This window comes from Acidovorax sp. NO-1, from assembly GCF_000238595.1.
Taxonomy (GTDB): Bacteria; Pseudomonadota; Gammaproteobacteria; order Burkholderiales; family Burkholderiaceae_C; genus Acidovorax.
In genome coordinates, this window is sequence record NZ_AGTS01000145.1 from 100,206 (window position 1) to 115,833 (window position 15,628).

At 63.4% G+C, this 15,628-nt stretch carries 10 protein-coding genes; 5 read left to right on the top strand and 5 right to left on the bottom strand.

Going from position 1 to position 15,628, the window contains the following annotated elements:
- Nucleotides 1-38 precede the first annotated feature (38 nt).
- From KYG_RS20910 to aceE, 5 genes are all read right to left on the bottom strand, one after another.
- Nucleotides 39-1,460: an aspartate kinase gene (locus KYG_RS20910; protein ID WP_008906928.1), complete on the bottom strand. Its 1,422-nt coding sequence runs from the start codon at nucleotides 1,458-1,460 to the stop codon at nucleotides 39-41.
- Between the two features lie 267 nt (nucleotides 1,461-1,727).
- Nucleotides 1,728-1,958, bottom strand: coding sequence for a DUF3079 domain-containing protein (locus KYG_RS20915; protein ID WP_008906929.1), 231 nt, complete (start codon nucleotides 1,956-1,958; stop codon nucleotides 1,728-1,730).
- Nucleotides 1,959-2,003: 45 nt separating this feature from the next.
- A complete protein-coding gene (gene lpdA, locus KYG_RS20920) occupies nucleotides 2,004-3,860 on the bottom strand; it encodes a dihydrolipoyl dehydrogenase (protein WP_008906930.1) in 1,857 nt (618 codons plus the stop codon).
- Nucleotides 3,861-3,882: 22 nt separating this feature from the next.
- The gene (aceF, locus tag KYG_RS20925; RefSeq protein ID WP_008906931.1) at nucleotides 3,883-5,547 is read right to left on the bottom strand and encodes a dihydrolipoyllysine-residue acetyltransferase; all 1,665 of its coding nucleotides are present in this window, start codon (nucleotides 5,545-5,547) and stop codon (nucleotides 3,883-3,885) included.
- 19 nt (nucleotides 5,548-5,566) lie between these two features.
- Nucleotides 5,567-8,299: a pyruvate dehydrogenase (acetyl-transferring), homodimeric type gene (gene aceE / locus KYG_RS20930; protein WP_008906932.1), complete on the bottom strand. Its 2,733-nt coding sequence runs from the start codon at nucleotides 8,297-8,299 to the stop codon at nucleotides 5,567-5,569.
- Nucleotides 8,300-8,474: 175 nt separating this feature from the next.
- On the opposite strand from aceE, the gene KYG_RS20935 reads away from it, so the two are divergent.
- The 5 genes from KYG_RS20935 (at nucleotide 8,475) to KYG_RS20955 (ending at nucleotide 15,457) form a co-directional block, all read left to right on the top strand.
- Entirely contained in the window at nucleotides 8,475-11,036 is a 2,562-nt protein-coding gene (locus KYG_RS20935; protein WP_008906933.1) for a PAS domain S-box protein, read from the top strand.
- On the top strand, nucleotides 11,033-11,659 hold the full coding sequence (locus KYG_RS20940) for a response regulator transcription factor (protein WP_007848524.1): 627 nt from the start codon (nucleotides 11,033-11,035) through the stop codon (nucleotides 11,657-11,659). Before KYG_RS20935 ends, KYG_RS20940 begins: the two co-directional genes overlap by 4 nt.
- Nucleotides 11,660-11,731: 72 nt before the next feature.
- Nucleotides 11,732-12,586, top strand: coding sequence for a bifunctional methylenetetrahydrofolate dehydrogenase/methenyltetrahydrofolate cyclohydrolase FolD (folD, locus tag KYG_RS20945; RefSeq protein WP_008906934.1), 855 nt, complete (start codon nucleotides 11,732-11,734; stop codon nucleotides 12,584-12,586).
- A 71-nt stretch (nucleotides 12,587-12,657) separates the two neighbouring features.
- A complete protein-coding gene (locus KYG_RS20950) occupies nucleotides 12,658-14,727 on the top strand; it encodes a M3 family metallopeptidase (RefSeq protein ID WP_008906935.1) in 2,070 nt (689 codons plus the stop codon).
- Between the two features lie 70 nt (nucleotides 14,728-14,797).
- The gene (locus KYG_RS20955) at nucleotides 14,798-15,457 is read left to right on the top strand and encodes a glutaredoxin family protein (RefSeq protein ID WP_008906936.1); all 660 of its coding nucleotides are present in this window, start codon (nucleotides 14,798-14,800) and stop codon (nucleotides 15,455-15,457) included.
- The last annotated feature ends 171 nt before the right edge of the window (nucleotides 15,458-15,628 follow it).

Here is a 15,628-nt window from a genome sequence, read left to right on the forward strand (position 1 = left end):
AAGGCCTCACACCTGCAAAGCGGCCGCCATCCCGGGCATTACACCTTCGGAACCGGCGCGACCGAGTTCACGCACAGCGCCATGTTCAGCGCCTTGACGGCAGTCTTGTAGTCCTCACGTTCGATCACGAACTGCATGTTCACCTGACGCAGCGTTTGCGACACGCAGTTCACGTTGACCTGGGCATCGGCCAGCGCCTGCGCCGCCTTGGCCAGCACGCCAGGGATGCTGATGTTGGATCCGATGGCGCACACGATGGCGCTGGGCTTGATCGTGACCACCTGGTAGGCCTCCTCCAGCTCGGCCACCAGGGCCTGCGTGGCCTGGTTGTCCCACACCAGATGGGCGATGGAGTTGGCGTTGGTGGCCTTGAGGATGTAGCTCACGCCGTGGCGGCAGAACACCTCCATGAGGCCCGCATCGAAGCCCACGGTGCCCACCATGCTCGGGTCGTGAATCTCGATCAGCGTGACCTTGTCGGTTCCGGTGACGATCTCCACACGCGCGCGCTCGCCCACAAAGTCCTTGGTGATCAGCGTGCCGGGGTGGTCGGGCTCGAACGTGTTCTTCAGGCGGATCGGAATGCCCGCCAGCTCCATCGGCTTGGCGGCCTTGGGGTGGATGGCTTCCATGCCCACGTCGGCCAGCTGGTCGGCCACGTCGTAGTTGGTGGCTCCCACCACGATGGCGTTTTCCAGGCCCACCAGGTTGGGGTCGGCAGAAGACAGGTGGAATTCCTTGTGGATCACGGCCTCGGCGGGGCGCACCTCGACGGCGATCTTGCTGAAGGTGACTTCGGAATAACCGCGGTCAAACTCGCGCATGATGCCTTCGGTGCCCTTGGTGTAGCCGGTGGCCACCACCACCTTGTCGGCCAGGTCCAGGCCCTTGAAGCTCTGCGCAATGCGCTCGTCAATGGTCCAGGCCTCGTTGTCATCAAACCCGGCCAGGTCCATCAGCACGGCGTTCACACCATTGGCCTTGAGGATTTCAACCGAGTTGAACGCGCTGTGCGATTCGCCGATCGAGGCCAGCACCTCGCGCGCCGCCAGCAGCACATCTTTGCGGCTCAGGTAGCCGCTGGCCAGCACATGTTGCATGGCGCCCAGGTACTCACGCGCCTGGCCAATGCGGTGGTCGATGAAGGCATCGGCCACGGAAAGCGGCAGGCCCAGGTCGGCGTAACCGGCGTTGATCTTTTTCAGGCTGGTGGCCAGCTGGTTCAGCGCATCCTGGTAACCCTTGCTCTCGGCAAACAAGGCATAGATGCCGCGCTCACCCGTCTTCTTGTGCTCCAGCAACTGGTTCGTCACGCCCGAGTACGCCGACACCACGTAGATGCGGCCATTGATGCGCTGGGGGTCGTGCAGCACGATATGGCGCAGCACATCGCCAAAGGCGGTCATGGAAGTGCCGCCGATTTTCTCGACCGAGATCTTGGAGTTTTGAACGTCTTGCATGGACAGGCTCAAGAGAGCAAACAAATGGGATTTGCGGGGGCGAAATTGCTGCCACAGTTTGCGCAGCAGCCAACCCGGTATTTTCCATCACTTTTGTGTGGGCTCCCTGACCGGGCCTGAAGGCTCCAGTGCGGCGTGCACGAGCTTGACGGGGATCGCATGCAGTGCCGATCCCAACCGTTGAGCAGACGTGGCAATTTCAAAAAACCTTCAGTCTTCCGGCACCGAAGGTTCCGCACGCTCGACGTGCACCCAGCGCATACCTGGTCAGCCCCGTGGTCTGGCGCCGTCTGCGCTCCCAGGCATTGGCGATTCGGCCTGCGTCTCAGCATCCAGCCCCCACTGGTCCCAATCCTCGCCAAACAGCTCCGCGGGATGCTGGGTGCGGTCGGAGCCATTGCCACAGCGCATGTCTTTGGCGGGGCAGTAGAGGTTGCAACCCCAGCACACCCGCTCGGGGTGGGCGGGTGTTTTGGGAAACTTCTTGACGGCTGCCATGGCGCTTCTCCAGACGGTGCGGCCGGGCTCCGGTCGATGGGCGCGTTATTTGCGCTGCGGCGGCACGTCGGTGCAACTGCCGTGCGCAATCTCCGCCGCCATGCCAATGCTTTCGCCCAGCGTGGGGTGCGGGTGGATGGTCTTGCCGATGTCCACCGCATCGGCGCCCATCTCGATGGCCAGGGCAATCTCGCCGATCATGTCGCCCGCGTGCGTGCCCACCATGCCGCCGCCCAGGATACGGCCGTGGCCGTGGGCCTCTGGCGAGTCGTCGAACAGCAGCTTGGTCACGCCTTCGTCGCGGCCATTGGCAATAGCGCGGCCGGAGGCCGTCCAGGGGAACAGGCCCTTCTTGACCTTGATGCCCTGGGCCTTGGCCTGGTCTTCGGTGAGGCCCACCCAGGCCACTTCGGGGTCGGTGTAGGCCACGCTTGGGATCACACGGGCGTTGAACGCGGCGGCTGCCAGCTCCTTGTTGCCTTGCAGTTCGCCAGCGATGACTTCGGCCGCCACGTGTGCCTCATGCACCGCCTTGTGCGCCAGCATGGGCTGGCCGACGATGTCGCCGATGGCGAAGATGTGCGGCACGTTGGTGCGCATCTGGATGTCGACGTTGATGAAGCCACGGTCGGTGACGGCCACGCCTGCATTTTCAGCGGTGATCTTCTTGCCATTGGGGGTGCGGCCGACGGCCTGCAGCACCAGGTCGTACACCTGCGGCTCGGGGGCGGTACCGCCCTCTTCCGCTGGCGCAAACGTAACCTTGATGCCTTCGGGCGTAGCCTCGGCGCCCACGGTTTTCGTCTTCAACATGATGTTGTCGAAGCGCTTGGCGTTCATCTTTTGCCAGATCTTGACGAGGTCTCGGTCAGCGCCCTGCATCAGGCCGTCCATCATCTCGACCACATCGAGGCGGGCGCCCAGCGTGCTATACACCGTGCCCATTTCCAGGCCGATGATGCCGCCGCCCAAAATCAGCATGCGCTTGGGGACTTCCTTGAGCGCCAGGGCGCCGGTGGAGTCGACCACGCGCGGGTCGTCGGGCATGAAGGGAAGGCGCACGGCCTGGCTGCCGGCGGCGATGATGGCTTTCTTGAAGGCCACCACCTTCTTGGTGCCCGTCTTCTCCTGGCCGGTGCCGGTGGTTTCTTCCACTTCGAGGTGGTTGGGGCCGACAAAGGCGCCGTAGCCGCGCACGGTGGTCACCTTGCGCATCTTGGCCATGGCGGCGAGACCACCAGTGAGCTTGCCGATGACTTTCTCTTTGTGGCCGCGCAGCTTGTCGATGTTCAGCACGGGCGCACCAAAGTCCACGCCCAGGTCGGCCATGTGGCTGACCTCGTCCATCACGGCCGCCACGTGCAGCAGGGCCTTGGACGGGATGCAGCCCACGTTCAGGCACACGCCGCCCAATTGGGCATAACGCTCGACCAGCACCACCTTCAGGCCCAGGTCGGCCGCGCGGAAGGCGGCACTGTAGCCGCCAGGGCCGCCGCCGAGCACGAGCACGTCGCAGTCCATATCGGCAGTGCCGGCAAAGCTGGATGCTACTGAATTGATAGCTGTTCGTGCTTGTACAGCGGGCGCCAGAGCCTGTTTTTGTTCAGAAACTGCGGGCGCTGGGGTGGCGGCAGGTGCTGGAGCGGCTGCGGCTGCGGCTGCGCCCTGCACTTCCAGGGTCAGCACCACCGAGCCTTCAGCGATCTTGTCGCCCAGCTTGACCTTGAGCTCCTTGACCACACCAGCGTGGCTGGACGGGATCTCCATGGAGGCCTTGTCGGACTCCACGGTGATCAGGCTTTGCTCGGCCTTGATGGTGTCGCCGGGTTGGACCAGCACTTCGATGATGGCCACTTCGGCGAAGTCGCCGATGTCGGGCACCTTGATGTCGATGATTGCCATGGTGTGTCTTGCCCTTTCGTCGTTACATCACGATGCGGCGGAAGTCCGCCAGCAGCGAGGCAAAGTACACGTTGAAGCGCGCTGCGCTGGCGCCGTCGATCACGCGGTGGTCCCAGCTGAGCGACAGCGGCAGCATGAGGCGCGGCGCGAACTGTTGGCCGTCCCACTTGGGCTCCAGGCTGCTCTTGCACACGCCCATGATGGCGACTTCGGGGGCGTTGATGATGGGCGTGAAGTACCGGCCACCAATACCGCCCAGCGAGCTGATGGAAAAGCACCCGCCCTGCATGTCCGCCGGGGCCAGCTTGCCTTCGCGCGCCTTGGCGGCGAGTTCACCCATTTCCTTGCTGATCTGCACGATGCCCTTCTGATCGGCATCCTTGATAACGGGCACCACCAGACCGTTGGGCGTGTCGGCCGCAAAGCCGATGTGGAAGTAGTTCTTCATCACCAGCTGGTCGCCGTCGAGCGAGCTGTTGAACTCGGGGAACTTCTTGAGCGCGGCCACGGCAGCCTTGATCATGAAGGCGAGCATGGTGACCTTGACGCCACTCTTCTCGTTTTCCTTGTTGAACTGCACGCGGAAGGCTTCGAGATCGGTGATGTCCGCGTCGTCGTGGTTGGTGACGTGCGGGATGACGACCCAGTTGCGGTGCAGGTTGGCGCCGCTGATCTTCTTGATGCGCGAGAGGTCCTTGCGCTCCACCGGGCCGAACTTGGTGAAGTCCACCTTGGGCCAGGGCAGCAGGTCCAGGCCCACGCCGGAGCCGCCACCACCTGCGGGCGCCTTGGCCACCTGGGCCTTGGTCTGCAATGCGCCTGCCATCACCTGCCTGGTGAAGGCGGCCACGTCGTCTTGCGTGATGCGGCCCTTGGGGCCAGTGCCCTTGACTTCGTCGATGGGCACGCCGAGTTCGCGGGCGAACTTGCGCACCGAAGGCGATGCGTGGGGCAGGCCTGCGCTGGGGGTACCGGGCTGGTGGGCGGGGACAGGCACGGACGTCACGGCACCAGCGGGCGCTGCTGCGGCAACCGCTGGTGCCGCGGAAGCCACAGGTGCTGCAGCGGGTGCAGGCGCTGCCACAGGAGCAGGTGCTGCCGCTGCGGCGGAGCCTTCCAGTACAGCCACCAGATCACCGATGTTGACCGTGTCGCCAATCTTGACCTTGAGTTCCTTGAGCACACCAGCAGCGGGCGACGGGATCTCCATGGAGGCCTTGTCGGATTCCACCGTGAACAGCGACTGTTCGAGCTTGATGGTGTCGCCGACCTTGACCAGCATCTCGATGACGGCCACGTCCTTGAAGTCACCGATGTCGGGCACGCGCACTTCGACCGGGCCTGCGGCCGCAGGGGCAGCAACAGGTGCGGCCGGTGCCGTTGCAGCGACCGGAGCGGCCGCCGACACAGGGGCAGGAGCTGCTGCGGGGGCTGCCACAGCGCCCGCGTCAGCAGACTCCACCACGGCAATCACCGAGCCCTGCTTGACCTTGTCACCCAGCGCAATCTTGAGTTCCTTGACCACGCCAGCGTGGCTGGACGGGATTTCCATCGATGCCTTGTCGGATTCGACCGTGATGAGCGACTGCTCTGCCTTCACGGTGTCGCCCACCTTGACCAGCAACTCGATCACGCCCACTTCGTCAAAGTCCCCGATGTCCGGGACTTGAATGTTGACCAATGCCATTGTTCTGTCTCCGTTCGGTTTAAGCGTAGAGCGGGTTGATCTTGTCAGCCTGGATGTTGTACCTGGCAATGGCCTCCGCCACCTTGGTGGCAGGCAACACGCCGTCTTCGCTCAACGCCTTGAGGGCGGCCACAACGATGTAGTGGCGGTTGATCTCGAAGTGCTCGCGCAGCTTGCTGCGGAAGTCGCTGCGGCCAAAGCCGTCGGTGCCCAGCACCTTGTAGTTGCGGCCCTTGGGGATGAAGGGGCGGATCTGCTCGGCATAGGCCTTCATGTAGTCGGTGGATGCGACCACGGGGCCGGTGCTGCTGCCCAGTTGCTGCGCCACGAACGGCACGCGCGGTGTCTCCAGCGGGTGCAGCAGGTTCCAGCGGTCGGCGTCCTGGCCTTCGCGGGTGAGTTCGTTGAAGCTGGGGCAGCTCCACACATCGGCCTGTACACCCCAGTCGGCGGCCAGCAGGGTCTGTGCGGCCAGCGACTCACGCAGGATGGTGCCCGACCCCAGCAGCTGCACGCGCTTGTCACTGGCATCGGAGGTGCCCTGCGGTGGCACGGCACCAGGCTTGCACAGATACATGCCTTTGATGATCTGCTCTTCCGTGCCTGCCGTGAGGCCGGGCATGGCGTAGTTCTCGTTGAGCAGCGTGATGTAGTAGAAGACGTTTTCTTGCTGCTCGACCATGCGCTTGAGACCACGGTGCATGATCACCGCCACTTCGTGGGCAAAGGTGGGGTCGTAGCTGATGCAGTTCGGAATGGTGCCCGCCAGGATGTGGCTGTGGCCATCTTCGTGCTGCAGGCCTTCGCCGTTCAGCGTGGTGCGGCCCGAGGTGCCGCCCAGCAGGAAGCCACGCGCCTGCATGTCGCCGGCAGCCCAGGCCAGATCGCCAATGCGCTGAAAGCCGAACATCGAGTAGTACACGTAGAACGGCACCATGATGCGGTTGTTGGTGCTGTAGCTGGTGGCCGCTGCAATCCAGCTAGCCATGCCGCCAGCTTCGTTGATGCCTTCCTGCAGGATCTGACCGGCCTTGTCCTCGCGGTAATACATCACCTGGTCGCGATCGACCGGGGTGTAGAGCTGGCCCTTGGGGTTGTAGATACCGATCTGGCGGAACAGGCCTTCCATGCCGAAGGTACGGGCCTCGTCCACCAGGATGGGTACTACGCGCGGGCCCAGGGCCTGGTCGCGCAGCAACTGTGTGATGAAGCGTACGTAGGCCTGGGTGGTGCTGATCTCGCGGCCTTCGGCCGTGGGCTCCAGGATGGCCTTGAAGGTGTCAATGGCAGGCACGGTGAAGTGCTCGTCCGCCTTGGGACGGCGCTTGGGCAGGTAGCCGCCCAGGGCCTTGCGCCGCTCGTGCAGGTACCTGATTTCTGGCGTGTCATCCGCGGGCTTGTAGTACGGGAGCTTGTGCAGCTCGCTGTCCGGGATGGGGATGTTGAAGCGGTCGCGGATGTACTTGATGTCTTCGTCCGACAGCTTCTTGGTCTGGTGCACGGTGTTTTTGCCTTCACCCGCTTTGCCCATGCCATAGCCTTTGACGGTCTTGACCAGCAGCACGGTGGGCTGGCCCTTGTGCGAATTGGCGGCGTGGAACGCGGCGTATACCTTGGTGGGCTCATGGCCACCACGGCGCAACTCGAACACCTCTTCGTCGGTCATGTGCTCGACCAGCTTGAGCGTCTCGGGGTACTTGCCAAAGAAGTTCTTGCGAACAAATGCGCCGTCGTTGGCCTTCATGGCCTGGTAATCGCCGTCCAGCGTCTCCATCATCAGCTGCCTGAGCTTGCCTGTCTTGTCGCGGGCCAGCAGTGCATCCCAGCCAGCACCCCACAGCAGCTTGATCACGTTCCAGCCGCTGCCGCGGAATTCGCTTTCCAGCTCCTGCACGATCTTGCCGTTGCCGCGCACCGGGCCGTCCAGGCGCTGCAGGTTGCAGTTGACGACAAAGACCAGGTTGTCGAGGTTCTCACGGGCGGCCAGACCGATGGCACCCAGCGACTCGGGTTCGTCCATCTCACCATCGCCACAGAATACCCAGACCTTGCGGTTTTCGGTGTTGGCAATGCCGCGGGCATGCAGATATTTGAGGAAGCGCGCCTGATAAATCGCCATCAGAGGGCCCAGGCCCATCGACACCGTGGGGAACTGCCAGAACTCGGGCATCAGCTTGGGGTGCGGGTAGCTCGACAGACCCTTGCCATCGACTTCCTGGCGGAAGCTGTCGAGCTGCTCTTCCGTCAGGCGGCCTTCGAGGTAAGCGCGGGCGTAGATGCCGGGCGAGCTGTGGCCCTGGATGTACAACAGGTCGCCACCGTGGTTCTCGCTTTCGGCGTGCCAGAAGTGGTTGAAACCGGCGCCAAACATGCTGGCCACTGAAGCAAAGGAGCCAATGTGGCCACCGAGGTCACCACCGTCGGCGGGGTCCAGCCGATTGGCGCGCACCACCATGGCCATGGCGTTCCAGCGCATGTATGCGCGCAGGCGTTTTTCGATCTGGATGTTGCCCGGACAGTGGGCCTCCTGGTCGGGCTCGATGGTATTCACGTAGCCGGTGTTGGCAGAGAACGGCATGTCAATGCTGTTCTGGCGCGCGTGCTCCAGCAGCTGTTCCAGCAGGAAATGGGCGCGCTCAGGGCCTTCCTTGTCAATCACGGCGGACAGCGCGTCCATCCATTCACGGGTTTCTTGCTGGTCGGTGTCGGAACCGATGCCGAAACCGGCCTGTGGGTCGGGCTGAGCTGACATGCTTTGTCTCCTGTAGGTGTGGCAGCAATTTAGTACGTTGGCTCTAGTTTCGCATAATTTTCATGCGATTTCGAATGGTGCTTTTTCATTTCATAATGTAATATTTTGCTGCAGTTGCACATTTGGTCATGGGGAGCCACTGGGCTGCCTGTCGAGCCTCACCTACACTTGGCGGATGGATCCCCAGCCTCTTGAGCCCTCGCCCGCAGCCACTGTGGTGGCTGCGCCCGCCCGTTGGTGGCGCAAGTGGTGGCGCGGGTTGTCGCCCACCCGGCAAGACCGCTTTGCCGCGCTGGCCCCCCTTGCCGCCGTGCTGATGTTTCTGGCCGCCATCGTGGCGGCCTTCTGGTATCTGCGAGCCGAAGAGGCCGAACGCGAGCAAGAAGCCCTACGCCGCGACGTGGAATACGCACAGCAACGGGTGCGCTTGCGCCTGCTGGAGCGGCAGGAACAGCTGATGCGCATTGCGCGCGACCTGTCCAACCAGGAACTGGAACGTGCCGAGTTCGTGAGCCGGGCCGAAACCCTGATCAGCCAGTACCCTGAACTGCAGGCGGTGACCTGGATCGACGAACGCCGCCGAATCCGCGCCAGCCACGCTGCGCCCACCCTGGCCAGCAACGAGCTGCGCATTGCAGGAGAAGTGCTCAAACCCGGGGACACAGCCGATACCTTCGGGTTGGCACGCGATCTGCAGCAGCCCGTGTACGCCCAGCCTGCGGCCACCTCGGGAGATGCGGCGCCACTGCTCCAGCTGCAGGTGCCCCTGACGCACCAGGGCAAGTTCAGCGGCGTGGTGCTGGGCGAATACTCCATCGACAGCCTGCTGCGTTACGGTACGCCCACCGAAGTACTGGCCCGCTATGCCGTCACATTGCTCGACGGAAAGAACCAGGTGCTGGCTGGTACACCGCTGGGCCCGCGCAACGCGGCCACCGAGCTGCTGCCGTGGACGCGTCACGCCAACGAATACGAAGTGCCTGTATCCCCGGTGGGCAACGGGCTGGTGCTCAAGGCGCAGGCTTACCGCACGTCGCTGGGTGTGGTGGGCAGCGGGCTGTTCTGGCTGGTGGGCACGCTGAGCGCCATGACGGCCTGGATGCTGATCGCCACCTGGCGCCACACGCGCAGGCGCATGCAGGCGCAGCAGGCGCTGGTCGCCGAGACCAATTTCCGCCGTGCGATGGAAAACTCCATCCTGACTGGCATGCGGGCGCTGGACCTGGAAGGCCGCATCACCTATGTGAATGCCGCGTTCTGCCAGATGACCGGCTGGAGCGAATCTGAACTGGTGGGCCTCAAGGCGCCTTTCCCCTACTGGCCGGAGTCTGACCATGAAGCGCTGCACGCCAAGTTACGCGACGAGATCAGCGGTAAAACCATCGTGGGCGGCTTTCAGGTGCGGGTGCGACGCAAAAGCGGCACGCTTTTTGATGCGCGGCTGTATGTCTCGCCCCTGATCGATGCGCATGGGCAGCAGACCGGGTGGATGACCTCGATGACCGACATCACCGAGCCCAACCGGATCCGTGAACAGCTCACAGCCTCGCACGAGCGGTTCACGGTGGTGCTGGAGTCGCTGGACGCGTCGGTGTCAGTGGCGCCCCTGGGCAGCCAGGAGCTGCTGTTTGCCAACAAGCTTTACCGCCAGTGGTTCGGCTCGCAGACCGACGGCCATCTGCAACTGGTAGCGCAGGCCGGCGTGGTGCCTGTGGCGGGGTCTGACCACACTGGCATGGACGACGAAGACGGCCTGATGGGCTTACCCACCGACCCCCTCACCAGCGCCCGCACCGAAAACGCCGAGATCTACCTGCCCGACCTGGGCAAATGGCTCGAAGTACGCTCCCGCTACCTCAACTGGGTGGACGGGCGCCTGGCCCAGATGGTGATTGCCACCGACATCACCCCCCGCCGCCAGGCCGAGGAACAGGCGGCGCGCCAGGCCGAGCGTGCCCAGTCGGTCAGCCGCCTGATCACCATGGGCGAGATGGCCTCGAGCGTGGCGCACGAACTCAACCAGCCGCTCACGGCCATCAACAATTACTGCAGCGGCATGGTCTCGCGCATCCAGAGTGGCCAGCTGACCGAGGAAGCACTGCTCACGGCACTGCAAAAGACCGCCCACCAGGCCCAGCGCGCGGGCCAGATCATCCAGCGCATCCGGGCCTTTGTGAAAAAGAGCGAGCCCAACCGCACCTTGGCCGACGTGCATTCGATGGTCAATGAAGCCGTGGAGCTGGCCGACATCGAACTGCGCCGCCACAACGTGCGGCTCACACATTACGTGGCGGCGCGCCTGCCACCCGTGATGGCCGACACCATCCTGATCGAGCAGGTGCTGGTCAACCTGATGAAGAACGGCGCCGAAGCCATCCAGCATGCTGACCGTCCGCCGTCGGGCCGCAGCGTGGAACTTCGGGTGGTGCCCAAACACATTGACGACCGCGAAGTGGTGGAATTTTCGGTGCAGGACACCGGCAAAGGCCTGGCCCCCGAGGTACTGGAGCGCCTTTTTGAAGCCTTCTTCTCGACCAAGGAAGAAGGCATGGGCATGGGCCTCAATCTTTGCCGCAGCATCGTCGAGTCGCACCAGGGCAGGATGCAGGCGGAGAACCTCTACAATGGAACCGAGGTCACGGGCTGCAGGTTCTCCTTCTGGCTGCCGCTTGCCAAGCCTGCTGATGCCACTACAAATTCTGTAGCAAATACTCAAAAACCAAGGACAATTGCATGAGCTTGATTCCGAAAAAAGGCACTGTCTACGTTGTGGATGATGACGAGGCAGTTCGCGATTCCCTGCAGTGGCTGCTGGAAGGCAAGGACTACCGGGTGCGTTGCTTTGATTCGGCCGAGACGTTTCTCTCACGCTATGACCCGCGCGAAGTCGCCTGCCTGATCGTGGACATCCGCATGGGTGGCATGACGGGCCTGGAGCTGCAAGACCGCCTGATCGAGCGCAAGTCCCCCCTGCCCATCGTGTTCATCACCGGTCACGGCGACGTGCCCATGGCTGTGAACACCATGAAAAAGGGCGCGCTCGATTTCATCCAGAAGCCCTTTGACGAAGAAGAACTGGTGGGCCTCGTCGAGCGCATGCTCGACCACGCCCGCGAAGCCTTCGCCGGCTACCAGCAGGCCGCGAGCCGCGATGCCCTGCTGTCCAAGCTCACCAGCCGCGAAGCCCAGGTGCTCGAACGCATCGTCGCCGGCCGCCTGAACAAGCAGATTGCGGACGACCTGGGCATCAGCATCAAGACGGTGGAGGCGCACCGCGCCAACATCATGGAAAAACTCAACGCCAACACCGTGGCCGACCTGCTCAAGATCGCCCTCGGCCAGAATGCGCCCAAGGGCTGATACTCATATTTTGATAGCTGCTCGCGCTTGCTGATAAAGCGCTAGAGCCTAATTTGACTGATATTTTCTGCTATGACAGCCCAACTCATCGACGGCAACGCCCTTTCCCGCCAACTGCGCGCCGATGTGGCGCAACGCGCCGCCGCCCTGGCAGCACGGGGCGTCAAGCCCGGCTTGGCCGTCGTCCTGGTGGGCGACAACCCGGCGAGCCAGGTGTATGTGCGCAACAAGGTCAAGGCCTGCGAAGACAGCGGCCTGTACTCCGTGCTTGAAAAGTACGAGGCCGACATGACCGAAGCCGCATTGCTCGCCCGCGTGGAGGCCCTCAACAACGACCCGGCCATCCACGGCATCCTGGTGCAGCTGCCGCTGCCCAAACACATCGACGCGCAGAAGGTGATCGAAGCCATCTCGCCCGCCAAGGACGTGGATGGCTTTCACATCGCCAGCACCGGAGCCCTGATGACCGGCATGCCCGGCTTCTGGCCCTGCACGCCCTATGGCTGTATGAAGATGCTGGAGAGCATCGGCTACGACCTCAAGGGCAAACACGCCGTGGTCATCGGCCGCAGCAACATCGTGGGCAAGCCCATGGCGCTGATGCTGCTGGGCCAGAACGCCACTGTCACCATCTGCCACAGCGCCACGCAGGATTTGAAGGCACAAACCCTGCAGGCCGACGTGATCGTGGCGGCAGTCGGCAAACGCAATGTGCTGACGGCCGACATGGTCAAGCCCGGCGCCGTGGTGATCGACGTGGGCATGAACCGCAACGACGAAGGCAAGCTGTGCGGTGACGTCGACTTTGACGGCGTCAAGGAAGTGGCCGGCTGGATCACCCCCGTGCCTGGCGGGGTTGGGCCCATGACCATTACCATGCTGCTGGTGAACACCATCGAAGCCGCCGAGCGCACTGCAGAGCACTGACCTGGGTCAGTGCTGTCGATGTCGGCGGCTTTGCAACTTGAACCTGCGCCATCTGGCGCCATCTGACTCGCATGAGCAACGCCCTTCTCGACATCTCGGACCTCCCCCATTTCGACCGCATCACGCCGCAGGACGTGGCGCCTGCCATGGATGTGCTGCTGGAGCGCGCCAATGCAGCGCTGGAAACCGTCACCGCCCCTGACTTTCCAGCCCGCTGGGATGCCATCGCCAAGGTGCTGGATGTGGCCACCGAGCGACTGGGCACCGCCTGGGGCAGCATCAGCCACCTCAACAGCGTGGCGGATACCCCTGAATTGCGCGCAGCCTACAACGCCGCCTTGCCCAAGGTCACCGAGTTCTGGACGCGCCTGGGTGCCGATGAACGCCTGTACGCCAAATACAAGGCCATCGACCCCGCCACCCTGACTGCAGAGCAGCGGCAGGCCCACCTGAACGCGGTGCGCAACTTTGTGTTGAGTGGCGCGGAGCTGACCGGTGCCGCCAAGGAGCGTTTTGCGCAGATCCAGGAACGCCAGGCCGAGCTGAGCCAGAAGTTCAGCGAAAACGCCCTCGATGCCACCGACGCCTACGCTTACTACGCCACGGCTGAAGAACTGGAAGGCATTCCAGACGATGTCCAACAGGCCGCGCTGGCCGCAGCGCAGGCAGACGATAAGGAAGGCTACAAGCTCACCCTGAAGATGCCCTGCTACCTGCCGGTCATGCAGTTTGCCGCGCGCAGCGACCTGCGCGAGAAGCTCTACCGTGCCTATGTGACCCGTGCCTCCGACCAGGCTGAGGGCGATGCACGCAAGTTCGACAACACTGCGCTGATCAGCCAAATCCTGGCCCTGCGCCGCGAAGAGGCCCAACTGCTGGGCTACGCCAATTTTGGCGAAGTGTCCGTGGTGCCCAAGATGGCCCAATCTCCGGCGCAGGTGATCACCTTCCTGCGGGATCTGGCCCGACGCGCCCGCCCATACGCCGAGAAGGACATCGCCGACCTGCGCGCGTTTGCAGCAGAACACCTGGGCCTGGCCAATCCGCAGGCCTGGGACTGGCCCTACATTTCCGAAAAGCTCAAGGAAGCGCGCTACGCCTTCAGCGAGCAGGAGGTCAAGAAGTACTTCACGGCGCCCAAGGTGCTGGCGGGCCTGTTCAAGATCATCGAAACCCTGTTCGAAGTGAGCATCCGGCGCGACACGGCCGCCATCTGGCACCCAGCCGTCGAGTTCTACCGGATTGAGCGCACGCACCCGGAGGGCGCCCATAAGGGCACCCAGCTGGTGGGCCAGTTCTACCTCGACCAGCCCGCTCGCACCGGCAAACGCGGAGGCGCATGGATGGACGATGTGCGCACACGCTGGCTGCGCCCCGACACGGGCGTGCTGCAAACCCCGGTGGCGCACCTGGTGTGCAACTTCGCCAGCGGCGTGGACGGCAAGCCACCGCTGCTCACTCACGACGACGTGATCACACTCTTCCACGAATTCGGCCACGGCTTGCACCACATGCTCACCCAGGTGAACGAGCGTGACGTCTCGGGCATTGGAGGCGTGGAGTGGGACGCGGTGGAGCTGCCCAGCCAGTTCATGGAGAACTTCTGCTGGGAATGGGATGTGCTCAAGCACATGACGGCCCATGTGGACACGGGCGAGCCCCTGCCCCGCGCGCTGTTCGACAAGATGATTGCCGCCAAGAACTACCAAAGTGGCATGCAGACGCTGCGACAGATCGAGTTCTCGCTGTTCGACATGCTGCTGCACACCGAGCACGACCCGGCCCAGGACATCATGCCTCTGCTGGATCAGGTGCGCCGCGAAGTGGCCGTGCTGCAGCCCCCGGCATTCAGCCGCACGGCACACACCTTCAGCCATATCTTTGCGGGCGGGTATGCCGCTGGCTACTACAGCTACAAATGGGCCGAGGTACTGAGTGCAGACGCCTATGCAGCCTTCGAGGAAACCGCTGGAAGCGATGGTCTGCCGAGTATTGAAACGGGTCGCCGCTACCGCCAGGCCATTCTGGAAGCCGGTGGCAGCCGCCCTGCGATGGAATCGTTCAAGGCCTTCCGGGGCCGTGAGCCCAGCCTGGATGCCCTGCTGCGCCACCAAGGCATGGCGGAAGAATCGACTGCCTGAGCGAACCCAACCCACGGCCTGAAATGCACACGTTGCACCCAGGCCTGACGACAAAGAAGGAGCAAGGAGAATGAACATGCACAAGCCACTAAGCGCCCCCCTGTTGGCGACTTTGCTGATGACACTGGCCTGCGCCAGCGTGCAGGCGCAAGGCGTCTACCGCATTGTCGGCCCGGATGGCAAAGTGACATTTTCCGACCGGCCTCCCCCAGACGCCAATGCGCAGCCCGCCCGTATTGCCAATGAGGCTCCTGCAGCCGCCAACGGCGCGCTACCTTACGAGCTGCGCCAGATCGCCAACCGCTTTCCGGTCACCCTCTACACCGGCAACGACTGCCCGCCCTGCACCTCTGCGCGCAACCTGCTCACGTCGCGGGGAGTTCCGTTCACCGAACGTACGGTGTCGAGCAATGAAGACATTGCAGCGTTGCAAAGGCTGAGCGGCGGCACGGGCCTGCCGTTTGGCACCATTGGCGGGCAACAGCTTGCAGGTTTTTCCGAGGCAGAGTGGGTGCAGTATCTGGACGCTGCCGGCTACCCCAAGCAATCTGCATTGCCGAGAAATTACCGCCAGCCAGCGCCCACACCACTCGTGGCCGTCAAGGCGGCGGAGCCCGCAGCCACGGCTTCGTCGGCACCCCCAGCGCCCCCAGCACCATCGCGGGCCCGCCCCCCTGCACCCATCAACGATGGACCATCGCCCAGCAACCCTGCAGGCATCAGGTTCTAGACGGCACGCGGGCGCACTCATTGCGCCGCTGCGTCGCCCCACCACAAACGGTAACCTCTGACGCCTCATCGCCACACACGCGCTGGGGCTTTGCGTACAAAAATAGGGGCAAAAGAAAAAGCACCTATGGCAGCTCTGCCATAGGTGCTTTACTCATTTCATGGGGTGGTA

What these genes read in the sequence shown, in the direction of transcription:
- KYG_RS20935 (WP_008906933.1), top strand. Translation starts at nt 8,475, where the DNA reads ATGGATCCCCAGCCTCTTGAGCCCTCGCCCGCAGCCACTGTGGTGGCT.
- KYG_RS20940 (WP_007848524.1), top strand. Translation starts at nt 11,033, where the DNA reads ATGAGCTTGATTCCGAAAAAAGGCACTGTCTACGTTGTGGATGATGAC.
- aceF (WP_008906931.1), bottom strand. Translation starts at nt 5,547, where the DNA reads ATGGCATTGGTCAACATTCAAGTCCCGGACATCGGGGACTTTGACGAA.
- lpdA (WP_008906930.1), bottom strand. Translation starts at nt 3,860, where the DNA reads ATGGCAATCATCGACATCAAGGTGCCCGACATCGGCGACTTCGCCGAA.
- aceE (WP_008906932.1), bottom strand. Translation starts at nt 8,299, where the DNA reads ATGTCAGCTCAGCCCGACCCACAGGCCGGTTTCGGCATCGGTTCCGAC.
- KYG_RS20910 (WP_008906928.1), bottom strand. Translation starts at nt 1,460, where the DNA reads ATGCAAGACGTTCAAAACTCCAAGATCTCGGTCGAGAAAATCGGCGGC.
- folD (WP_008906934.1), top strand. Translation starts at nt 11,732, where the DNA reads ATGACAGCCCAACTCATCGACGGCAACGCCCTTTCCCGCCAACTGCGC.
- KYG_RS20955 (WP_008906936.1), top strand. Translation starts at nt 14,798, where the DNA reads ATGAACATGCACAAGCCACTAAGCGCCCCCCTGTTGGCGACTTTGCTG.
- KYG_RS20915 (WP_008906929.1), bottom strand. Translation starts at nt 1,958, where the DNA reads ATGGCAGCCGTCAAGAAGTTTCCCAAAACACCCGCCCACCCCGAGCGG.
- KYG_RS20950 (WP_008906935.1), top strand. Translation starts at nt 12,658, where the DNA reads ATGAGCAACGCCCTTCTCGACATCTCGGACCTCCCCCATTTCGACCGC.